Below are 16192 nucleotides of genomic sequence, written 5' to 3'. Positions count from 1 at the left end.
TTAAATTTACTTTCAGAATTTGATAAGATATCCTTTAATGCTTCAGCAGTTCTAACAGGTAAAGTAGATTTCTCAACAACAATTATATCATTAACAGCAACTTCAGCAATCTGACGAGCACAAAGCTCAATAAATTTCAAGTCAGCCGCTTGACCTTTTCCTTTACCATAAGTTTTCGTTGGTGTATTTACAGAAATAAAGATCATATCTGCATCTTTAATACCTTGCTCAACATCGGTAGAGAAAAATAAATTTTTCCCTCTTGTCTGCCCTACTACTTCGGCTAAACCTGGCTCATAAATTGGTAATTTATCTAAATCTTCATGGTTCCAATCAGCTATTCTTTGAGCGTTAATATCTACTATGTTTACTTTAATATTTGGGTTCTTTAATGCAATCACAGCCATTGTAGGTCCTCCTACATATCCAGCACCTATACAGCAAATGTTTTTGATTTCTTTCATCGTATTTAGAATATATAATTTTAAAAAATTAGATCTTTAGTCAATTTCAGCATGCTAGTTAATAAACATAGAAATCAAATCAAAGGTTGGTATATAGCAATAGCCATTATATAAATGCTTTTAAGCGTAATATGAAATATTATGTTCAAATAATCAAACAGTTATAGAAAATGAACCCATGAATTTACATTTAATAGTAATTTTTAATTTTAACATTTTACAACATTTTGATTTAATTATAATAGACTACTTCTTTCTTGTTTAAGTATATAATATTTAGATAGTAAACTACCATGAAGTCTGAATTTTCAATGAAAGCCAAAATTTGAAAGTTTACAATCGAAATATTAAAAATGACTTTCTTAAAAACTAGTTAAATAAATCATCAATCAATTGTTCACCAATCAAAAACGCTCTAAGATATTATTCTATTTTTTAGGTATTCAATCTACAACTCTTTGCAATTCCTTTTTAGAAAATATCCAAATGCAGAAAACAAAAACAATATGAAGAAGATTTTATTAGTATTTGGAACTCGCCCAGAGGCAATTAAAATGGCTCCATTAGTAAAGGCCTTCCAAAATGATTCAGATTTCGAAACGAAAGTATGTGTTACAGCACAACATAGAGAAATGTTGGATCAAGTATTAGACTTCTTTGAAATTAAGCCAGATTTTGATTTAAACTTGATGAAGCCCAACCAGAATCTTTATTCATTAACGGCAGACATCATCAATGGTATGAAACCCATTTTAGAAGAGTTTAAACCTGATCACGTTTTTGTTCATGGTGATACAACAACTACAATGGCTTCTGGAATTGCTTCGTTTTATGGTGGAGCTAGAGTAAGTCATGTAGAAGCAGGTTTAAGAACATATGACAAATATGCTCCGTTTCCTGAAGAAATCAATAGACAGTTAACAGGAAAAATTGCTGATTATCACTTTGCTCCTACTACAACTTCTGAGCAAAACTTATTAAGTGAAAGAACTCCAGCACAAAATATCCTAATAACTGGTAACACTGTGATCGATGCACTTCATTTTAGCGTTAATAAAGTAAATCAACTCCAAGAAAATCAAGAAATCGAAATGCTGAAAGGTTTAGTCAACAATGAAAAAGATATGATTCTTGTTACTGGCCATAGAAGAGAAAATCATGGAGAAGGATTTATCAATATCTGCAAAGCACTTAAAGAAATTGCTGAAAAATCAGATGCTCAAATTATATATCCAGTTCACTTAAATCCTAATGTTCAAAAACCGGTATATGAAATTTTGTCAGACGTTGAAAACATTCACCTAATTGACCCATTATCTTACCCAGCGTTTGTTTGGTTAATGGATAAGGCAAAGTTGATTATCACTGATAGCGGTGGAGTTCAAGAAGAGGCTCCTTCTTTAGGTAAACCTGTATTAGTAATGCGAGACACAACGGAAAGACCAGAAGCTGTTGAGGCAGGAACTGTAATATTAGTTGGTACAAACCAACAAAAAATCTCTTCAGAAGCATTAGACCTGCTACATAATCAAGAAAGATATGAAAGAATGAGTCGTTTAAACAATCCTTATGGTGATGGTAATGCCTCACAAAGAATTGTAGACTTCATTAAAAATATAGATAGACAAGTATTTACGGTTCTAAAATCAGCATCGTAACCCCCTACTTGCACCATTTTTTTATCAATCCATTTTTTTACCTAGAAACTCCTTACCCAGAGTTTCAAAATCAGAAAATATGAAAGTTACAGTTGTTGGCTTGGGCTATATTGGATTGCCTACTGCAGCCCTTATCACACAAAATCAAGTTCATGTTCATGGTGTTGATATCAACCAAAATGTTGTTGATACGATCAATAGAGGAGATATCCATATTGTTGAACCTTCATTAAAAGAAGTTGTTGCTACTGGTGTAGCTAAAGGTTATCTAAAAGCTGGAACTAAACCTGTAGAAGGTAATGTATATCTTATTGTAGTTCCGACTCCATTTAAAGATAAAAATGAACCCGATATTTCTTATGTAAAAGCAGCGACTGAAGCAGTTTTGCCTTTATTAAAAGAAAATGACCTATACATTATTGAATCAACATCTCCGGTTGGTACAACAGAAAAAATGGCTGACCTTATTTACTCTCAAAGAGCTGAATTGAAAGGAAAGTTAAATATTGCATACTGTCCAGAACGTGTATTACCTGGAAATGTAATGCATGAATTAGTATACAACGATAGAGTTATCGGAGGAATCGATGAGAAATCAACACAAAAAGCAATTGAGTTTTATGCCAATTTTGTAAAAGGTGAATTACACCCTACAAATGCTAGAACTGCTGAAATGTGTAAACTTGTTGAAAACTCATCAAGAGATGTACAAATCGCATTTGCTAACGAATTATCCCTAATCTGTGATAAAGCAGGTATAAACGTTTGGGAGTTAATTAAACTTGCAAATAAGCACCCAAGAGTAAATATTTTACAGCCTGGTGCTGGTGTTGGTGGACACTGTATTGCTGTTGATCCATATTTTATTGTAGCTGATTACCCTATGGAATCTAAGATTATTGGTACAGCTAGAGAAATCAATAATTATAAAGCATTCTGGGTAGCTGAGAAAATTAAAACTGCAAAATTAGAATTCGAATTAAAGCATGATAGAAAGCCAAATATTGCTTTAATGGGATTGGCTTTTAAACCAAATATTGATGATTTAAGAGAATCACCTGCAAAATATATAGCTCAAAAGGTCTTGCAAGATGCAAATGCGGAAGCTAATTTCTTTGTTGTTGAACCTAATGTTGAGTCTCACCCAGTATATAAATTAACAGATTACAAAGAGGCCGTTGAAAGTGCTGATATCATTTGTTATTTAGTTGCTCATGATGAGTTTAAGACTGTTGAAGTTCACAATGGTCAAATCGAGTTAGATTTCTGTGGTGTAAAAAACAATAAATAATTTAGTGATGAATATTCTAGTAACTGGAACAGCAGGATTTATAGGCTATCATTTAACTAAAAAATTATTGAATGAAGGTCATACAGTTTACGGAGCTGACAATATCAATGATTATTATGAAGTCAGTTTAAAGTATGATCGATTAGCCGATACAGGTATCCAAAAGGAAGAAATTGAGTGGTTCAAATGGGTACAAAGTACTACGTATGACGCTTATAAATTCTTAAGAATTGACCTTTCTGATAAAGAAAGGACTGCACAAATGTTTGAAGACTTCAAGTTTGATTTAGTGATACATTTGGCAGCTCAGGCAGGAGTAAGATACTCATTAATCAATCCTCAAGCTTACATTGATTCTAACATTATGGCTTTTACAAATATGTTAGAAGGTTGTAAAAATCATGATATCAAGAAGTTAGTTTATGCTTCAAGTTCAAGTGTATATGGCTTAAACAGCAAAGTACCTTTCTCTGAAGAAGATAGAGTGGATGAGCCGATCAGTTTATATGCTGCAACGAAAAAAAGTAACGAGTTGATGGCACATACCTATACTCACCTTTATGGCATACAGACTGTAGGATTAAGGTTTTTCACAGTTTACGGTCCTTGGGGACGCCCTGATATGGCACCAATGATTTTTTCAAAAGCTGTGATGAAAAATGACACCATTAAAGTATTTAATAATGGTAATCAATCAAGAGATTTCACTTATATTCGTGACATCGTGAACGGAATTGAAAAAGTTTCTGTTCAAAAAATCGATGGAACTAATTTAGTGTTTAATATCGGAAACGGTAAACCAGTTAATCTATTACATTTTATAGAAACTCTTGAATCAGAATTCAACACAGTAATCGATAAAGATTTTGTTGAAGCTCAGCCTGGAGATGTCACAACCACTTATGCAGACACTTCAAAACTAGTTAAGTATACTAACTATAAGGCACAAACAAGTATACAAGAAGGTATTAGTCAATTCGTTAAATGGTATAAAGAATATTATGGAAATTAAAAATAAAAAAATCGCAGTTATTGGTCTTGGTTATGTAGGTCTTCCTTTAGCCGTAGAATTTGGAAAAAATGGTTTTGACATTGTAGGTTTCGATATTAACCAACCAAGAATTGACGAATTAAATGCAGGTACAGATAGTACTTTAGAAGTTACTTCAGAAGAATTAAAAGAAGCATCAGGATTATCGTATACTTCTAATTTAGAAGACATTAAAGATGCTCAGATATATATTGTAACGGTTCCTACCCCAATCGATAAATACAAAACTCCAGATCTTACTCCTTTGAAAAAAGCATCTGAGACGGTTGGAAAAGTATTATCAAAAGGCGATATCGTTATCTATGAATCTACAGTATACCCTGGTTGTACTGAAGAGGAATGTGTACCTGTACTAGAAAAAGTATCTGGTATGACGTTTAATGAAGACTTCTACGCAGGTTACTCTCCAGAAAGAATTAATCCAGGTGACCATGTTCACCGTGTTCATAATATCATGAAAGTAACTTCGGGATCTACTCCTGAAATTGCTGACGAAGTAGATGCTTTATATGCATCAATCGTTACTGTAGGTACTCACAAAGCATCTTGTATTAAGGTTGCTGAAGCTGCAAAAGTGATCGAAAACTCTCAAAGAGACTTAAACATTGCCTTTGTTAATGAGTTATCCAAAATCTTTGATAAAATCGGTATTGATACGATCGATGTATTGGAAGCTGCAGGTACAAAGTGGAACTTCCTTCCTTTCAGACCAGGTTTAGTGGGTGGTCACTGTATTGGTGTAGACCCTTACTACTTAACATATAAAGCTGAATCACTAGGATATCACCCTGAAGTAATTCTTGCAGGACGTAGAATCAACGATTCTATGGGTTCTCATGTTGCTTCTGAAGTAGTTAAGAAAATGCTTCATAACGGACACACTGTAAAGAACTCTAAGGCATTAATCTTGGGTATTACTTTCAAAGAAAACTGTCCAGATATCAGAAATTCAAAAGTTATTGATGTAATTCGTGAATTACAGGATTATGGTCTAACTGTTGATGTATATGATCCAAATGCAGATAAGGAAGAAGTAATGGAAGAATATGGTATCGAATTAATCGATAGCGTAAAAGGTCCATACGAAAGTGTTGTCGCTGCAGTTGCTCATGATCAGTTCCAAGATATGAACTGGAGCTCATTCACTAACAGTAATACTGTAGTTTATGATGTGAAGCATACGCTTCCTAGAGATATCGTTACTTCAAGATTATAATATTAAAAATACTTGATTTAGGAGTTAAGTAGTCAATATTTAACTCCTAAATCTTCATTCATAACTCAACTAATAATGTCAAGGATAATTGAAAATAGTAATGTTTTAGTGTCCGGAGGTGCCGGATTCATTGGTTCTAACTTAGTTGAGGCATTACTTGGACAAAATAACAAAGTTGTTGTTCTGGATAATTTTGCCACAGGTAAAAGAGAAAATATAGAACCCTTCTTATCTGATAAAAACTTTACTCTAATTGAAGGAGATATCAGAAACCTTGAAGACTGTAAAAGAGCTGTGGAAGGAATGGAGTATGTACTTCATCAGGCAGCCTTAGGCTCTGTTCCTAGATCAATTAACGACCCTATTACTTCTAACGATGTTAACGTAAGTGGTTTCCTTAATATGCTTGTTGCTGTACGCGATGCAGGTGTAAAACGTATGGTTTATGCAGCAAGTTCTTCTACTTACGGTGATCATCCAGGATTACCAAAATTAGAAGAGAAAATTGGAAAACCTCTTTCTCCTTATGCTGTTACAAAATATGTCAATGAGTTATATGCTGATGTATTTGCAAAAACATATGGTATGGAGATCATCGGATTGAGATATTTCAATGTTTTTGGTAAACGACAGGATCCTTTTGGTGCTTATGCAGCAGTAATTCCATTATTCGTAAAAGCACTGATCAACCATGAAAGTCCAATGGTCAATGGTGATGGTACTCATTCTAGAGATTTCACCTACATTGACAATGTGGTTCAGATGAATCAATTGGCAGCTACAACGAAGAATCCTGATGCTATTAATACAGTATACAACACAGCACAAGGTCAAAATACGAACCTTAACGAACTAATTACTGCTTTAAAAGAAAATTTACATCAGTTTGATGCAGAGATCAGTACTGTAGATCCCACTTATAGAGAAGAAAGACAAGGTGATGTAAAACACTCACTGGCTGATATCTCTAAAGCTCAAAACTTGATGGATTACCAGCCTACACATAATGTAGAGCAAGGAATTAAAGAAGCTATAGAATGGTATTGGAATTATTTCAATAAGAAATAAGTTAATACTCCCTTGATAAATTAGGTTTATCTTTTCTTCATGTATCTGAAGAAAAGATAAACCTTTTTTGTTAAAAAAATACACTTCACTTCGAATAAAGAACTGATTACCAATTCATGACAAAAGACGGATTCTGAAACTTTATAACCTTTTCATAAAAGCGTCAGCCCCTCCATTAACAGTATTTATATATGTATTTGAAGAAGTACAATCCATGAAAAAAGTACTTCATTTTTTTGTATCACAAAGTATGATACACCTAGATATTTGATCTATTTTTTATATAAACATATTATTCAATCATGAAGAATTTTGCATTAATCGGAGCAGCAGGTTATATCGCACCTCGTCATATGAAAGCAATTAAAGATACAGGTAATACTTTAATGGCAGCATATGATAAGTTTGATAGCGTTGGTATTATAGACAGCTATTTCCCAAATGCTGATTTCTTTGTAGAATCAGAAAGGTTTGATCGTCACTTAGAGAAATTAAAGTACGAGCAAGACATCAACATGGACTATATTTCTATTTGTACTCCAAATTATCTTCATGATTCTCATATTCGTATGGCATTACGTCGTGGATCTGATGCGATCTGTGAAAAACCATTGGTTCTAAATCCATGGAATATCGATGCATTAAGTAATGTCGAAAAAGATACTGGAAAGAAAATATGGAACATTCTTCAATTAAGAGTACACCCTTCTATTATCGCTCTTAAAAAGAAAATTGAAAATGGCCCTAAAGATAAAATTTATGATGTTGACCTTACTTACTTAACATCAAGAGGTAACTGGTATTATACATCATGGAAAGGCGATATGTCTAAATCAGGCGGTATTGCTACAAACATTGGTGTTCATTTCTACGATATGTTATCATGGGTATTTGGTGATGTAAAGAGAAATGAAGTTCATGTTCATACTCACGACAGAGCAGCTGGCTATTTAGAGTTCAATCAAGCAAGGGTAAGATGGTTCTTATCAATCAATGAAGATGTTCTCCCTCAGGAAATAAAAGAAAAAGGCCAAAGAACATTCCGTTCTATTACAATCGAAGGTGAAGAGTTAGAATTTAGTGGAGGATTTACAGACCTACACACTACTTCTTATACAGAGATTATGAATGGCAACGGTTATGGCATTGAAGATGCTCGTCAAGCTATCGAAATTGTTCACGATATCAGACATGCAGGTATTGTAGGTGTAAGAGGTGAATATCACCCACTAGCAAAAGAGAGCTTAACTGATCACCCATTTGATAAGAAAAAATCAAAACTAATTATATCACATGCTTCATAAATTTAGGAAGAATAAGTTCTTTAAGAATTTTGCCTACCTATTTTCAAGCCAAGTGATTTCGCAATTGATTTCACTACTGAATGCATTTTTTATTCCCCGTTTACTTGGTCCAAGTATTTACGGGGAATATCAACTAGTATTAAATTATATTCTCCTATATAAGGCCTTTACAGTGCCAGGGGTAAATAAGACAAATATTAGAGCATTAAGTCAAAACCAAGATGATATAGACCCAAGAATAAGTGATACTCTAAAGATTAGGCTTGTTGTTTCAACAATCGGAATTGTATTAATGCTAGCCTCTCTATTTATTATTGATTATTCCACTAACGCTAAATACGGAATTCTTTTTTTCTGTTCCTATCTATTGATTTTCTCTGCTTTTGATTCACTAAAGAGCTTATTTATAGTCAAGCAAAATTTTAAAGTCTTTTCTAAGATTGATATTTATAAATCCATTTTCCAATCAGGGGTATCCATTATTGCAGTGCTTATTTCAAAAAGCATTTTCCCACTAATAGCCATTTACTTGATTACAGAAATATTTGGATTACTATTTTTATACAAAAGAGCCGTTAAAGACTTTCAGCTTAAAGTTGATTTTGGTAGAAAGCTCAATTTTAAATTAATAAAAGATTCAGTATACTTTTCATTTATTGACTTCCTAAACATGTTAACCTCAAGAATAGATATTTTTGTGATATCCATTCTAGCAGATCCAAAATCTGTAGGTCTATATGCATTAGCCAATACAATAGCTAGAAAAGGTCTAATCATTAGAAGAGCATTAGCTCAACCATTGTTCCCAGTTTATGCTGCAAAAGAAAAGCTTACTGCAGCGACATTAAATAAACACTGTTTAATGTTAGCAATACCTTCTATACCTATTGTGGGGATTATAATTCTTACCTCACAATATGTCATTCCAGGAATTGCTGGAGAAGAGTACTTAGAAAGTGTTCCTATTTTAAATGCACTTGCCTTCTTTTTACTGTTTCATTATCTGGTACTTCCTTATTCAACAGCGTTGGAAAGTAATTATAATGAGAAGCTTTCATTAATCATTGGAATTTTTAGAGCACTATCAAACCTAATTTTAAATGTAGTATTGTTTAAAGTATACGGTTTGATTGGAATTGCTTATGCTTCAGTCTTAGTCTGGGCACTTAATTTTATTCTTTTTGCCATCATAAGTAATGTCAAATTTAAAAGAAAAATATCTGTTCAACCCACAATGTAATGGTCGAACCAATCGTGGATTAACGGTAGAAAATCAGCCTAAATTAAATTGGAAATTTCAAGTTCCTAGTCATCCTGTATATGGTTTTGAATCGATGCCTGTAAAAGATGAAGATGGTAATATTTATGTTGGGAATCATAATGGTAGTTTATATAAGCTTAATCCAGAAGGACGTTTATTAAATACTTTCCAAACAAAATATAAGATTTTCTCTACCCCTATTACCATTGGCAACCGTTGTTATTTTGCTTCAGGTGATGGTTATGTGTACTCGTTAGATGAGAAAGGAAATTTAGCTTGGAAAACCCAGGTTAGTAATGAACCATTGCTTAAAAAACCCTCCTATTTACAATCTGTGATTCGTCAATACATCAAAAGAGATAAATCTAAATTTAGTATTGGTACAGTCCGTACCTGGGCATCCATGAACTTTGATAGTAAAGGCAGGCTATATATAAATACAGCTGGAACTGGAGTTAATGTGCTTGATATTAATGGTAATATCATTAAGCAATTGTCTACAAAATATAAATTCCCATTATCAGGTGTATCGTTTCTAGAGAATGATGATTTTGTCTTTTGTGATGAAAAAGAAGTTGTTTATGCTTATGATAACAATTTCAAACAAAAATGGACGTACAATATCGATAAAACGTATAATTTATGGTCAAACCCAGTTGTTTGTCTTGAAAAGAAATTAATTTTTTTAGCAGGTTCAAAAAGTGATGAATCCATAATTGTTTGTCTTAATTTCGAAGGAAGAAAAGTCTGGGAAATCAAAATTGATAGTGAAATAAGAGGAACGTCAACTCTTAATCATAAAGGACAATTAATTGTACCTTGTTTTGATGGAAATCTACTTTTTTTAGATCAAGAGAATGGGCAATTACAAGAGAAAGTTAACCTCACTTCTTGTGATCGTGCTTTATGGACCTCTCCCATTGTAGACAAGAATAACAATATTTACGTTACAGTGAAAACTTCAAGAACCGAAGGAAAACTCAATATAATTAATAACGATTTTAAAATAATCCATACCATCGATTGCGGAAAGACGCTCTCTCCTCCTACGATCGATGAACACAACAACTTATTTTTTGGTGACTGGAATGGATATTTATACTCATACAATTTTTTTGATTAGATATGGAAAACTTTATTTATAAAATTACCCCAAGTAAATTAAATGGAACTGTAAATGTAAGTGGAGCTAAGAACTCAGCACTTCGTTTATTGGCTGCTTCTATCCTAACTGATAGAGATGTAACTTTAGAAAATAACCCCAACGAACTATTAGATGTAAAAATCCATGTTGAAATGTTAGAGGCTTTAGGTAAAAACATATCTATTGAAGCCGACCGTATTCTAATCAAAGATGAATCTTTCAATAATGAATTAGTATGGAATAAACGTTCTATTCGTAATACAGTTTTAATTGCAGGTGCTTTATTTGCAAGAAGTGGATATGCTAGTGTGCCTCTTCCTGGTGGATGTCAATTAGGTGACCGTAAAATCGATATTCACCTAGATATTTTCGAAAAATTTGGTGCAAAGATCAACTTTGAAACTGGCGAAACAAATGATACACTTATGCTAACTAAAGAAACTGAGTTAGTAGGACAAGATATCCATTTACCTATCCGTTCAACTGGAGCTACAGAAAACTCTATTCTAATCGGATCTTTAGCAAAAGGAACAACAAGAATTTTCAACCCACACGTTCGTCCAGAGGTACTTGATCTTCTTGATCTTGTTTCTAAAATGGGAGCTAAGGTTGAAGTTTTTGGTCAAGATTATATTCAGATCACAGGTATCGGTGGTCAATCAACTCCAATTACTCCAATTGTGCATGAAGTAGTGCCAGATAATGTTGAAGCGATTACTTGGTTAATGATGGCCATTGTCAATAAGTCAAAAATGGAAATTAAGAATTTCCCATATGCTCATTTGGTAGTGCCTATGCAATTCTTACTGGAAGGTAACTCAGGTATTTCGTTTGATGAAGCTTCACAAACTTTATCTGTGGATGGTAAAAATGCAACTTCTTTTGAAATTGCTACAGGTCCATACCCTGGTATTAATTCAGATATGCATCCAATTTTTGCTGCTTATGGTACATTCGCAATGTCTAACTCGGTTGTTACAGAACTAAGATTTTTCGACCGTTTCCAATATTTAGAAGAAATGGCAAAACTTGGTGCTAACATTGTTCAAGATAAAAACACAATTACGATCTCAGGTAACATTAAAGTAAAATCTGAGACAGTAAGAGCAACGGATTTACGTGGTGGTATGGCTGTACTTATGTTGTTAAACGAAGGTACAGATACAGCAACTATCACAGAGGCTTTTCAAATAGAAAGAGGTTATAATAACTTTGTTACAAAGTTTAATGCTTTAGGTGGTAAACTTGAAAAAGTCTTCCCAGAATCAACAAAAGAGATTAATGTAACTAAAGAAGCATTAGTTGCTTAATCCACAAAAATATAATCAGTTATCTAGGTGTACCCTGCCTAGATAACTTCACTCCTTTCACTTCAAATACTTTTTTAACTCCATGAAATATTATATTGTTATAGCATCAAATGGTATTGGTGGTGCTGAAACCCGCGCATTAAAACTTACCCATTACTTAGTGAATGAGAGCAAACTAGATGTAGAGATTGTACTTAACCAAAAACTTTTAGAAGCCTACCAAAAAAACAGATTTTGTGCCTATATATTAGAACACAATAAAATTAAAAAACATGTAATTTCTGAAAGTGGCAAATTTGATGATACTTTTATCAATAAGGCATTAAAGGACCATCGCCTGTATAAGACGGTTAAATATGCTCCAAAGCCAATTTTAAAGAAATTAAGTTGGTATAATACTCTTAATGATCTGGTGAAATCAGAACAAGATATTGTACATTGTTTCCATGGAGAAAGTGCTCGATTAGGTACATTGTTTTTCTCACAAAATCATAAAAATAGAGTCATTTTTGAGATTACATCTAACAGACACGTTCATAAATGGGCGGAGCAATTAAACCGCTTCGACTTTGATGAAAGCCTTCATGTAAATATCAACTGTGTAAGTCAAACTGTGCACAACAATTTAAAAAAGTATTTGAAAGAGGATCATTTAAAACTTACCAACCATTACAGTGGTCCATTTTTATATTTCCCGAGACTTTATGATATCCCTGAGAAGGAAGACATTATCTGCTTTGCACATCGTTTTGTGTCAACTAAGAATGCTATCCTTTTTGCAGAATCAGTGAAAGAATTTTACTCTAAAGAAGAAAATAAAAAGTGGAAAGTAATTTTCAGAGGTAAAGGTGCTGATGAGGAGCAAATTAACAATATATTAGGTAAGGAAATCGCCGAAGGTTTAGTTGAAGTATCTTATACGGACGACTTACAATATGATTTGAAAAAGACAAAGGTTTTTGCCTCGATCATTACAACAGGCAATTTCCCTTCGAACAGTGTTTTTGAAGCAATGAACTATGAGAATTTATTGCTACTTAGCGATACTGGTATAACGAAAGAAAAATTCAACTTTGATGAAGTTACCTACTGTGACCTTACCAAAGAATCTGTTTTAAAAGCTATAAATGATGCAACCCAGTTAGCAGATTCACAAGATTACATGTCAGCTAGAAAAGCAACTAAAGCCTATTATGATGGTATCGTAAACAGAATGGAATACATTAAAGATTTAGCAATATGAAAAAGAAAAAATTAATATTTATTGGTGGAACAAGTTACTCAGGTTCTACTTTTCTTAACTTAATTCTAGGGAACAATAAAAAAGCAATGTCTTTTGGTGAGATCAATCGATTATTTGATCACTATAAACCACATCATGTTGCAAAAATTAAGGATTTAAGATCTACAGATATCCGTTGGGATATAACCATTGCTGATGGCAAGAAGAAATTATACGAAAATATCAGTACCTTTTTCCCTGAAGCTGATATAATGATTGATAGTTCAAAAGATGTGAACTGGATTAAGCAACAGTATAATTATAATAAAGACAAATTTGACTGTAAGATTATTCTTACATATAAAAGTCCATCACAAATTGCTAGTTCCTATATAAAAAGAGGTAAGGAAGAATGGGAAAGAGTATACAACAGGTATCACAATTTCTTTTTCAACACTTTCAAAAATTTCCATGCCTTACCAAATGATTTCTACGAAACTCCAGAGTTAATCAATGACCTTGAGGATTATGTAGGCTATAATTTCAAATTAAAATCCCCATATAAAGAGCATGAGTTCAACTTCTTTGGAAATAACCATGCGAATACATCCATTAACCGACAAAAGAAAGATACGTTAGTAGATTCAACATACAGTAATCAAACTGGAATTGTTAAAAATACTAACAACATTAAAGTTTCTATATCAAGAGACACAGAGAACACGTATAAAAAGATCGAAGAACAAAATTACAAGGCTAGTTTAAAGTTTGTTATTCTACCTCGTATTAAATCATTTTTTTATGAAGCCAAGGTTTATTTTAAACCTCCTGTATCTGTTCACGTTTAACGGAATATTACAAGAAATAGGCTTACCAATTGTTGCTATTAAATATGCTAGTGAAGCCATCACTTTTTTCTCTCTTATGGTGATCATTAGTAAAATCAATTTAGACGGCATAGATCTTAAAATACTGGGAGCATTTGCTATATATGCTACGGTAGTAACATTTTCTGTTGTTTATAATGGTAGTGACGTAATTGATACTGTGAAATACAGTAGATACACATTTATTGGTATATTATTTTTTATTGCTGCGCGACGGATCGATTTAACGGAGGACCACTCAAGAGAAATATTTAGATTTCTTGCCCTAATAGCTGTTATTCAAGTAGTGGCATCTTTGATCAACTCAAAAATGTTATTACATCCACTCGAAAGAAAAGTAGGTACTTTAGTAAGTACAGGAGGTTCATTAGCTACCATTTATGTAATGTTCATTTCTCCTTATTTCTTATCCTACTATTTATTCACAAAACAAAAAAAATATTTATACCTCACTGTAAGTACCTTATTTATTGGTATTGCCAGTGGAAAAAGAGCAGTAGTTTTCTTCTATATCGTAATCAACCTTATTACATATTTTAGAGCTACCAACAAGAAGTTTTCAGCCCAAACACTATTCTTTATCCTACTAATACTGTTTTGTGGAAACTTTGTAATTCTAAATGTAAGTTCTGGAGTACAAAGTACCGGCTTCTTTAATATTATAGACAACTATAGTCAGGCCATTGAATATGCCAATACATATACCAATAATATCTCCCCAGATAACTATGCCATGGGGCGTATTGGATCTAGTAAAAACATATTCAATTATTCATTGGAAAGTGATGACATAATGGTTCAACTTATTGGATTTGGTCCTAAAGTACTGATGGGAAATATGATCTTCCACCCTTATAAGATTCTTTACGGAATTGTGGGTTGGGGTAATGTGATGATTTGTGTGGGATTCTTAGGTCTCTTCTTTTATGTGAGATTATATAAAAAAATGCACTCTGTATTTAATAGAGAAAGAAGTAAAACATCTAACCCAAATGATCACTTTATGAAGGCATTACAACTTGGTACATCTACAGGATTTATCGTTTGGTTTGTTTCCTTCTTCTTCTACTCGACCACATTTGTCATTTTTAGTGTGCCATTATTTATGTTTATGATTACCCTTGGCTATTCAGTAAATATCAAAAAGAACCATTATGCCTAATTCAATCCTTTTTATCCTAGAAACTCCACTAAATCAAAAGAGTATAAAAGCTAACTTAATTCAGACTTTGCAGATGTGTAAAGCATATAGAGATAACAATTATGATGTTACCTTACTAATGCCTACAACACACTCCAATGAGAAATCTGAAGAAGTAATCAATAATATTATGCCTGATGCGAAAGGTGTAAAATATATCTTCTCGGAGTTTAACTCTAAGTTTAAATTCTCTCAATCTTTGGATAGATTCACTTCGTTAAAGAAGAGTATCTCATTTACGTATGATTATTATTATACAAGATCATATTTTATCTCACAATATATCATGCGTAAAGGTGGTCAGCTTATTTATGAGTCTCATAATGCTTATTTCACTAAACATAAGTTCTTCAACAAGTTGATGACTTCACATATGAAGAAACTTATGAAGAAAGATAATTTCAAACTTTTTGTTACTATCAGTGATAGCTTAAAGAATTACTGGGTAGATCAAACTTTAAATTCTTCTCAAATAGTTGCTTTGCATGATGGAGCAGAGCCCATCTCAGATAATATTGTTGTTCCTGAGCATCTCACTTCTTTCTTTGAAGAAATAGGTGATCGTAAAATTGTACTATATGCTGGAAGTTTATATGCAGATAGAAAAGTAGATAGAGTTATTGAATTAGCAAGAAGAAGTCCAGAAGCATATTTTGTTGTCGTTGGTGGCAACCCAAAAGAAGTTGAAGGATTAAAGGCACAAGCTAAAGGTGTAGAAAACGTAAAATTTTTAGGTAAAATTGAGCATAAGTATATTTCATATATGCTAACTAAAGCTGATATTCTATTAGCTATCTGGTCCTACGATGTACCGACAATGAACTATTGTTCTCCATTAAAGGTATTCGAATATATGAGTGCTGGGAAACTAATTGTTGCTGAAGGTTATTTACCAATCCTTGAGGTATTGAAAGATCAGGAAAATGCATTAATTGCTCAACCTGAAGATATCGATCATTTATCGAGTGCGATTCAGAGTGCTATCGACAATCCTCAATTGATGGAGATTGGAGTAAACAACCCTGCCCTTTTGGAAAAAAAATATACTTGGGATGTGAGAGTAAAAGAGATTATCAAAACACTCGCAGCTTAACTGATTCAACCTAATTCTTGGT

13 protein-coding genes and 1 pseudogene are annotated in these 16192 nt (G+C 32.9%); 13 read left to right on the top strand and 1 reads right to left on the bottom strand.

What is annotated here, in order from left to right:
• Positions 1-464 (bottom strand): annotated as a pseudogene (locus HGP29_RS22280) (nucleotide sugar dehydrogenase); the annotation flags it as partial.
• 506 nt (positions 465-970) lie between these two features.
• Here HGP29_RS22280 and wecB point away from each other — a divergent pair.
• The 13 genes from wecB (at position 971) to HGP29_RS22215 (ending at position 16170) form a co-directional block, all read left to right on the top strand.
• Positions 971-2122, top strand: a complete 1152-nt coding sequence (wecB, locus tag HGP29_RS22275) for a non-hydrolyzing UDP-N-acetylglucosamine 2-epimerase (protein ID WP_168884650.1) — start codon at positions 971-973, stop codon at positions 2120-2122.
• 79 nt (positions 2123-2201) lie between these two features.
• A complete protein-coding gene (gene wecC / locus HGP29_RS22270) occupies positions 2202-3413 on the top strand; it encodes a UDP-N-acetyl-D-mannosamine dehydrogenase (protein WP_168884649.1) in 1212 nt (403 codons plus the stop codon).
• A gap of 7 nt (positions 3414-3420) precedes the next feature.
• Positions 3421-4425, top strand: coding sequence for an NAD-dependent epimerase/dehydratase family protein (locus tag HGP29_RS22265; protein ID WP_168884648.1), 1005 nt, complete (start codon positions 3421-3423; stop codon positions 4423-4425).
• Entirely contained in the window at positions 4415-5680 is a 1266-nt protein-coding gene (tviB, locus tag HGP29_RS22260; RefSeq protein ID WP_168884647.1) for a Vi polysaccharide biosynthesis UDP-N-acetylglucosamine C-6 dehydrogenase TviB, read from the top strand. Before HGP29_RS22265 ends, tviB begins: the two co-directional genes overlap by 11 nt.
• Positions 5681-5755: 75 nt before the next feature.
• Complete coding sequence (locus HGP29_RS22255; protein ID WP_168884646.1) at positions 5756-6748, top strand: SDR family oxidoreductase; 993 nt, start codon at positions 5756-5758, stop codon at positions 6746-6748.
• Positions 6749-7050: 302 nt separating this feature from the next.
• On the top strand, positions 7051-8052 hold the full coding sequence (locus HGP29_RS22250) for a Gfo/Idh/MocA family protein (RefSeq protein ID WP_168884645.1): 1002 nt from the start codon (positions 7051-7053) through the stop codon (positions 8050-8052).
• Complete coding sequence (locus HGP29_RS22245) at positions 8042-9292, top strand: oligosaccharide flippase family protein (protein WP_168884644.1); 1251 nt, start codon at positions 8042-8044, stop codon at positions 9290-9292. The genes HGP29_RS22250 and HGP29_RS22245 overlap by 11 nt, the downstream gene beginning before the upstream one ends.
• A complete protein-coding gene (locus HGP29_RS22240; protein WP_168884643.1) occupies positions 9249-10436 on the top strand; it encodes an outer membrane protein assembly factor BamB family protein in 1188 nt (395 codons plus the stop codon). The genes HGP29_RS22245 and HGP29_RS22240 overlap by 44 nt, the downstream gene beginning before the upstream one ends.
• 2 nt (positions 10437-10438) lie before the next feature.
• Complete coding sequence (locus HGP29_RS22235; protein ID WP_168884642.1) at positions 10439-11767, top strand: UDP-N-acetylglucosamine 1-carboxyvinyltransferase; 1329 nt, start codon at positions 10439-10441, stop codon at positions 11765-11767.
• An 82-nt stretch (positions 11768-11849) separates the two neighbouring features.
• Positions 11850-13010, top strand: a complete 1161-nt coding sequence (locus HGP29_RS22230) for a glycosyltransferase family 4 protein (protein ID WP_168884641.1) — start codon at positions 11850-11852, stop codon at positions 13008-13010.
• Complete coding sequence (locus tag HGP29_RS22225; RefSeq protein WP_168884640.1) at positions 13007-13837, top strand: hypothetical protein; 831 nt, start codon at positions 13007-13009, stop codon at positions 13835-13837. Before HGP29_RS22230 ends, HGP29_RS22225 begins: the two co-directional genes overlap by 4 nt.
• Positions 13791-15038 carry a hypothetical protein gene (locus tag HGP29_RS22220; RefSeq protein ID WP_168884639.1) on the top strand — a complete coding sequence of 416 codons (1248 nt, stop codon included), beginning with the start codon at positions 13791-13793 and terminating at the stop codon, positions 15036-15038. The genes HGP29_RS22225 and HGP29_RS22220 overlap by 47 nt, the downstream gene beginning before the upstream one ends.
• Complete coding sequence (locus tag HGP29_RS22215) at positions 15031-16170, top strand: glycosyltransferase (protein ID WP_168884638.1); 1140 nt, start codon at positions 15031-15033, stop codon at positions 16168-16170. Before HGP29_RS22220 ends, HGP29_RS22215 begins: the two co-directional genes overlap by 8 nt.
• Positions 16171-16192: the final 22 nt, after the last annotated feature.

The organism is Flammeovirga agarivorans, from assembly GCF_012641475.1.
Lineage (GTDB): Bacteria > Bacteroidota > Bacteroidia > Cytophagales > Flammeovirgaceae > Flammeovirga > Flammeovirga agarivorans.
The sequence above is the reverse complement of the archived record's forward strand: the minus strand, read 5'-3'. Positions and strand labels throughout refer to the sequence as shown.

Coding starts and splice junctions, on each gene's coding strand:
- HGP29_RS22245 (WP_168884644.1), top strand. CDS start 8,042: ATGCTTCATAAATTTAGGAAGAATAAGTTCTTTAAGAATTTTGCCTAC.
- wecB (WP_168884650.1), top strand. CDS start 971: ATGAAGAAGATTTTATTAGTATTTGGAACTCGCCCAGAGGCAATTAAA.
- wecC (WP_168884649.1), top strand. CDS start 2,202: ATGAAAGTTACAGTTGTTGGCTTGGGCTATATTGGATTGCCTACTGCA.
- HGP29_RS22230 (WP_168884641.1), top strand. CDS start 11,850: ATGAAATATTATATTGTTATAGCATCAAATGGTATTGGTGGTGCTGAA.
- HGP29_RS22235 (WP_168884642.1), top strand. CDS start 10,439: ATGGAAAACTTTATTTATAAAATTACCCCAAGTAAATTAAATGGAACT.
- HGP29_RS22220 (WP_168884639.1), top strand. CDS start 13,791: ATGAAGCCAAGGTTTATTTTAAACCTCCTGTATCTGTTCACGTTTAAC.
- HGP29_RS22255 (WP_168884646.1), top strand. CDS start 5,756: ATGTCAAGGATAATTGAAAATAGTAATGTTTTAGTGTCCGGAGGTGCC.
- HGP29_RS22240 (WP_168884643.1), top strand. CDS start 9,249: ATGTCAAATTTAAAAGAAAAATATCTGTTCAACCCACAATGTAATGGT.
- HGP29_RS22215 (WP_168884638.1), top strand. CDS start 15,031: ATGCCTAATTCAATCCTTTTTATCCTAGAAACTCCACTAAATCAAAAG.
- HGP29_RS22225 (WP_168884640.1), top strand. CDS start 13,007: ATGAAAAAGAAAAAATTAATATTTATTGGTGGAACAAGTTACTCAGGT.
- HGP29_RS22265 (WP_168884648.1), top strand. CDS start 3,421: ATGAATATTCTAGTAACTGGAACAGCAGGATTTATAGGCTATCATTTA.
- HGP29_RS22250 (WP_168884645.1), top strand. CDS start 7,051: ATGAAGAATTTTGCATTAATCGGAGCAGCAGGTTATATCGCACCTCGT.
- tviB (WP_168884647.1), top strand. CDS start 4,415: ATGGAAATTAAAAATAAAAAAATCGCAGTTATTGGTCTTGGTTATGTA.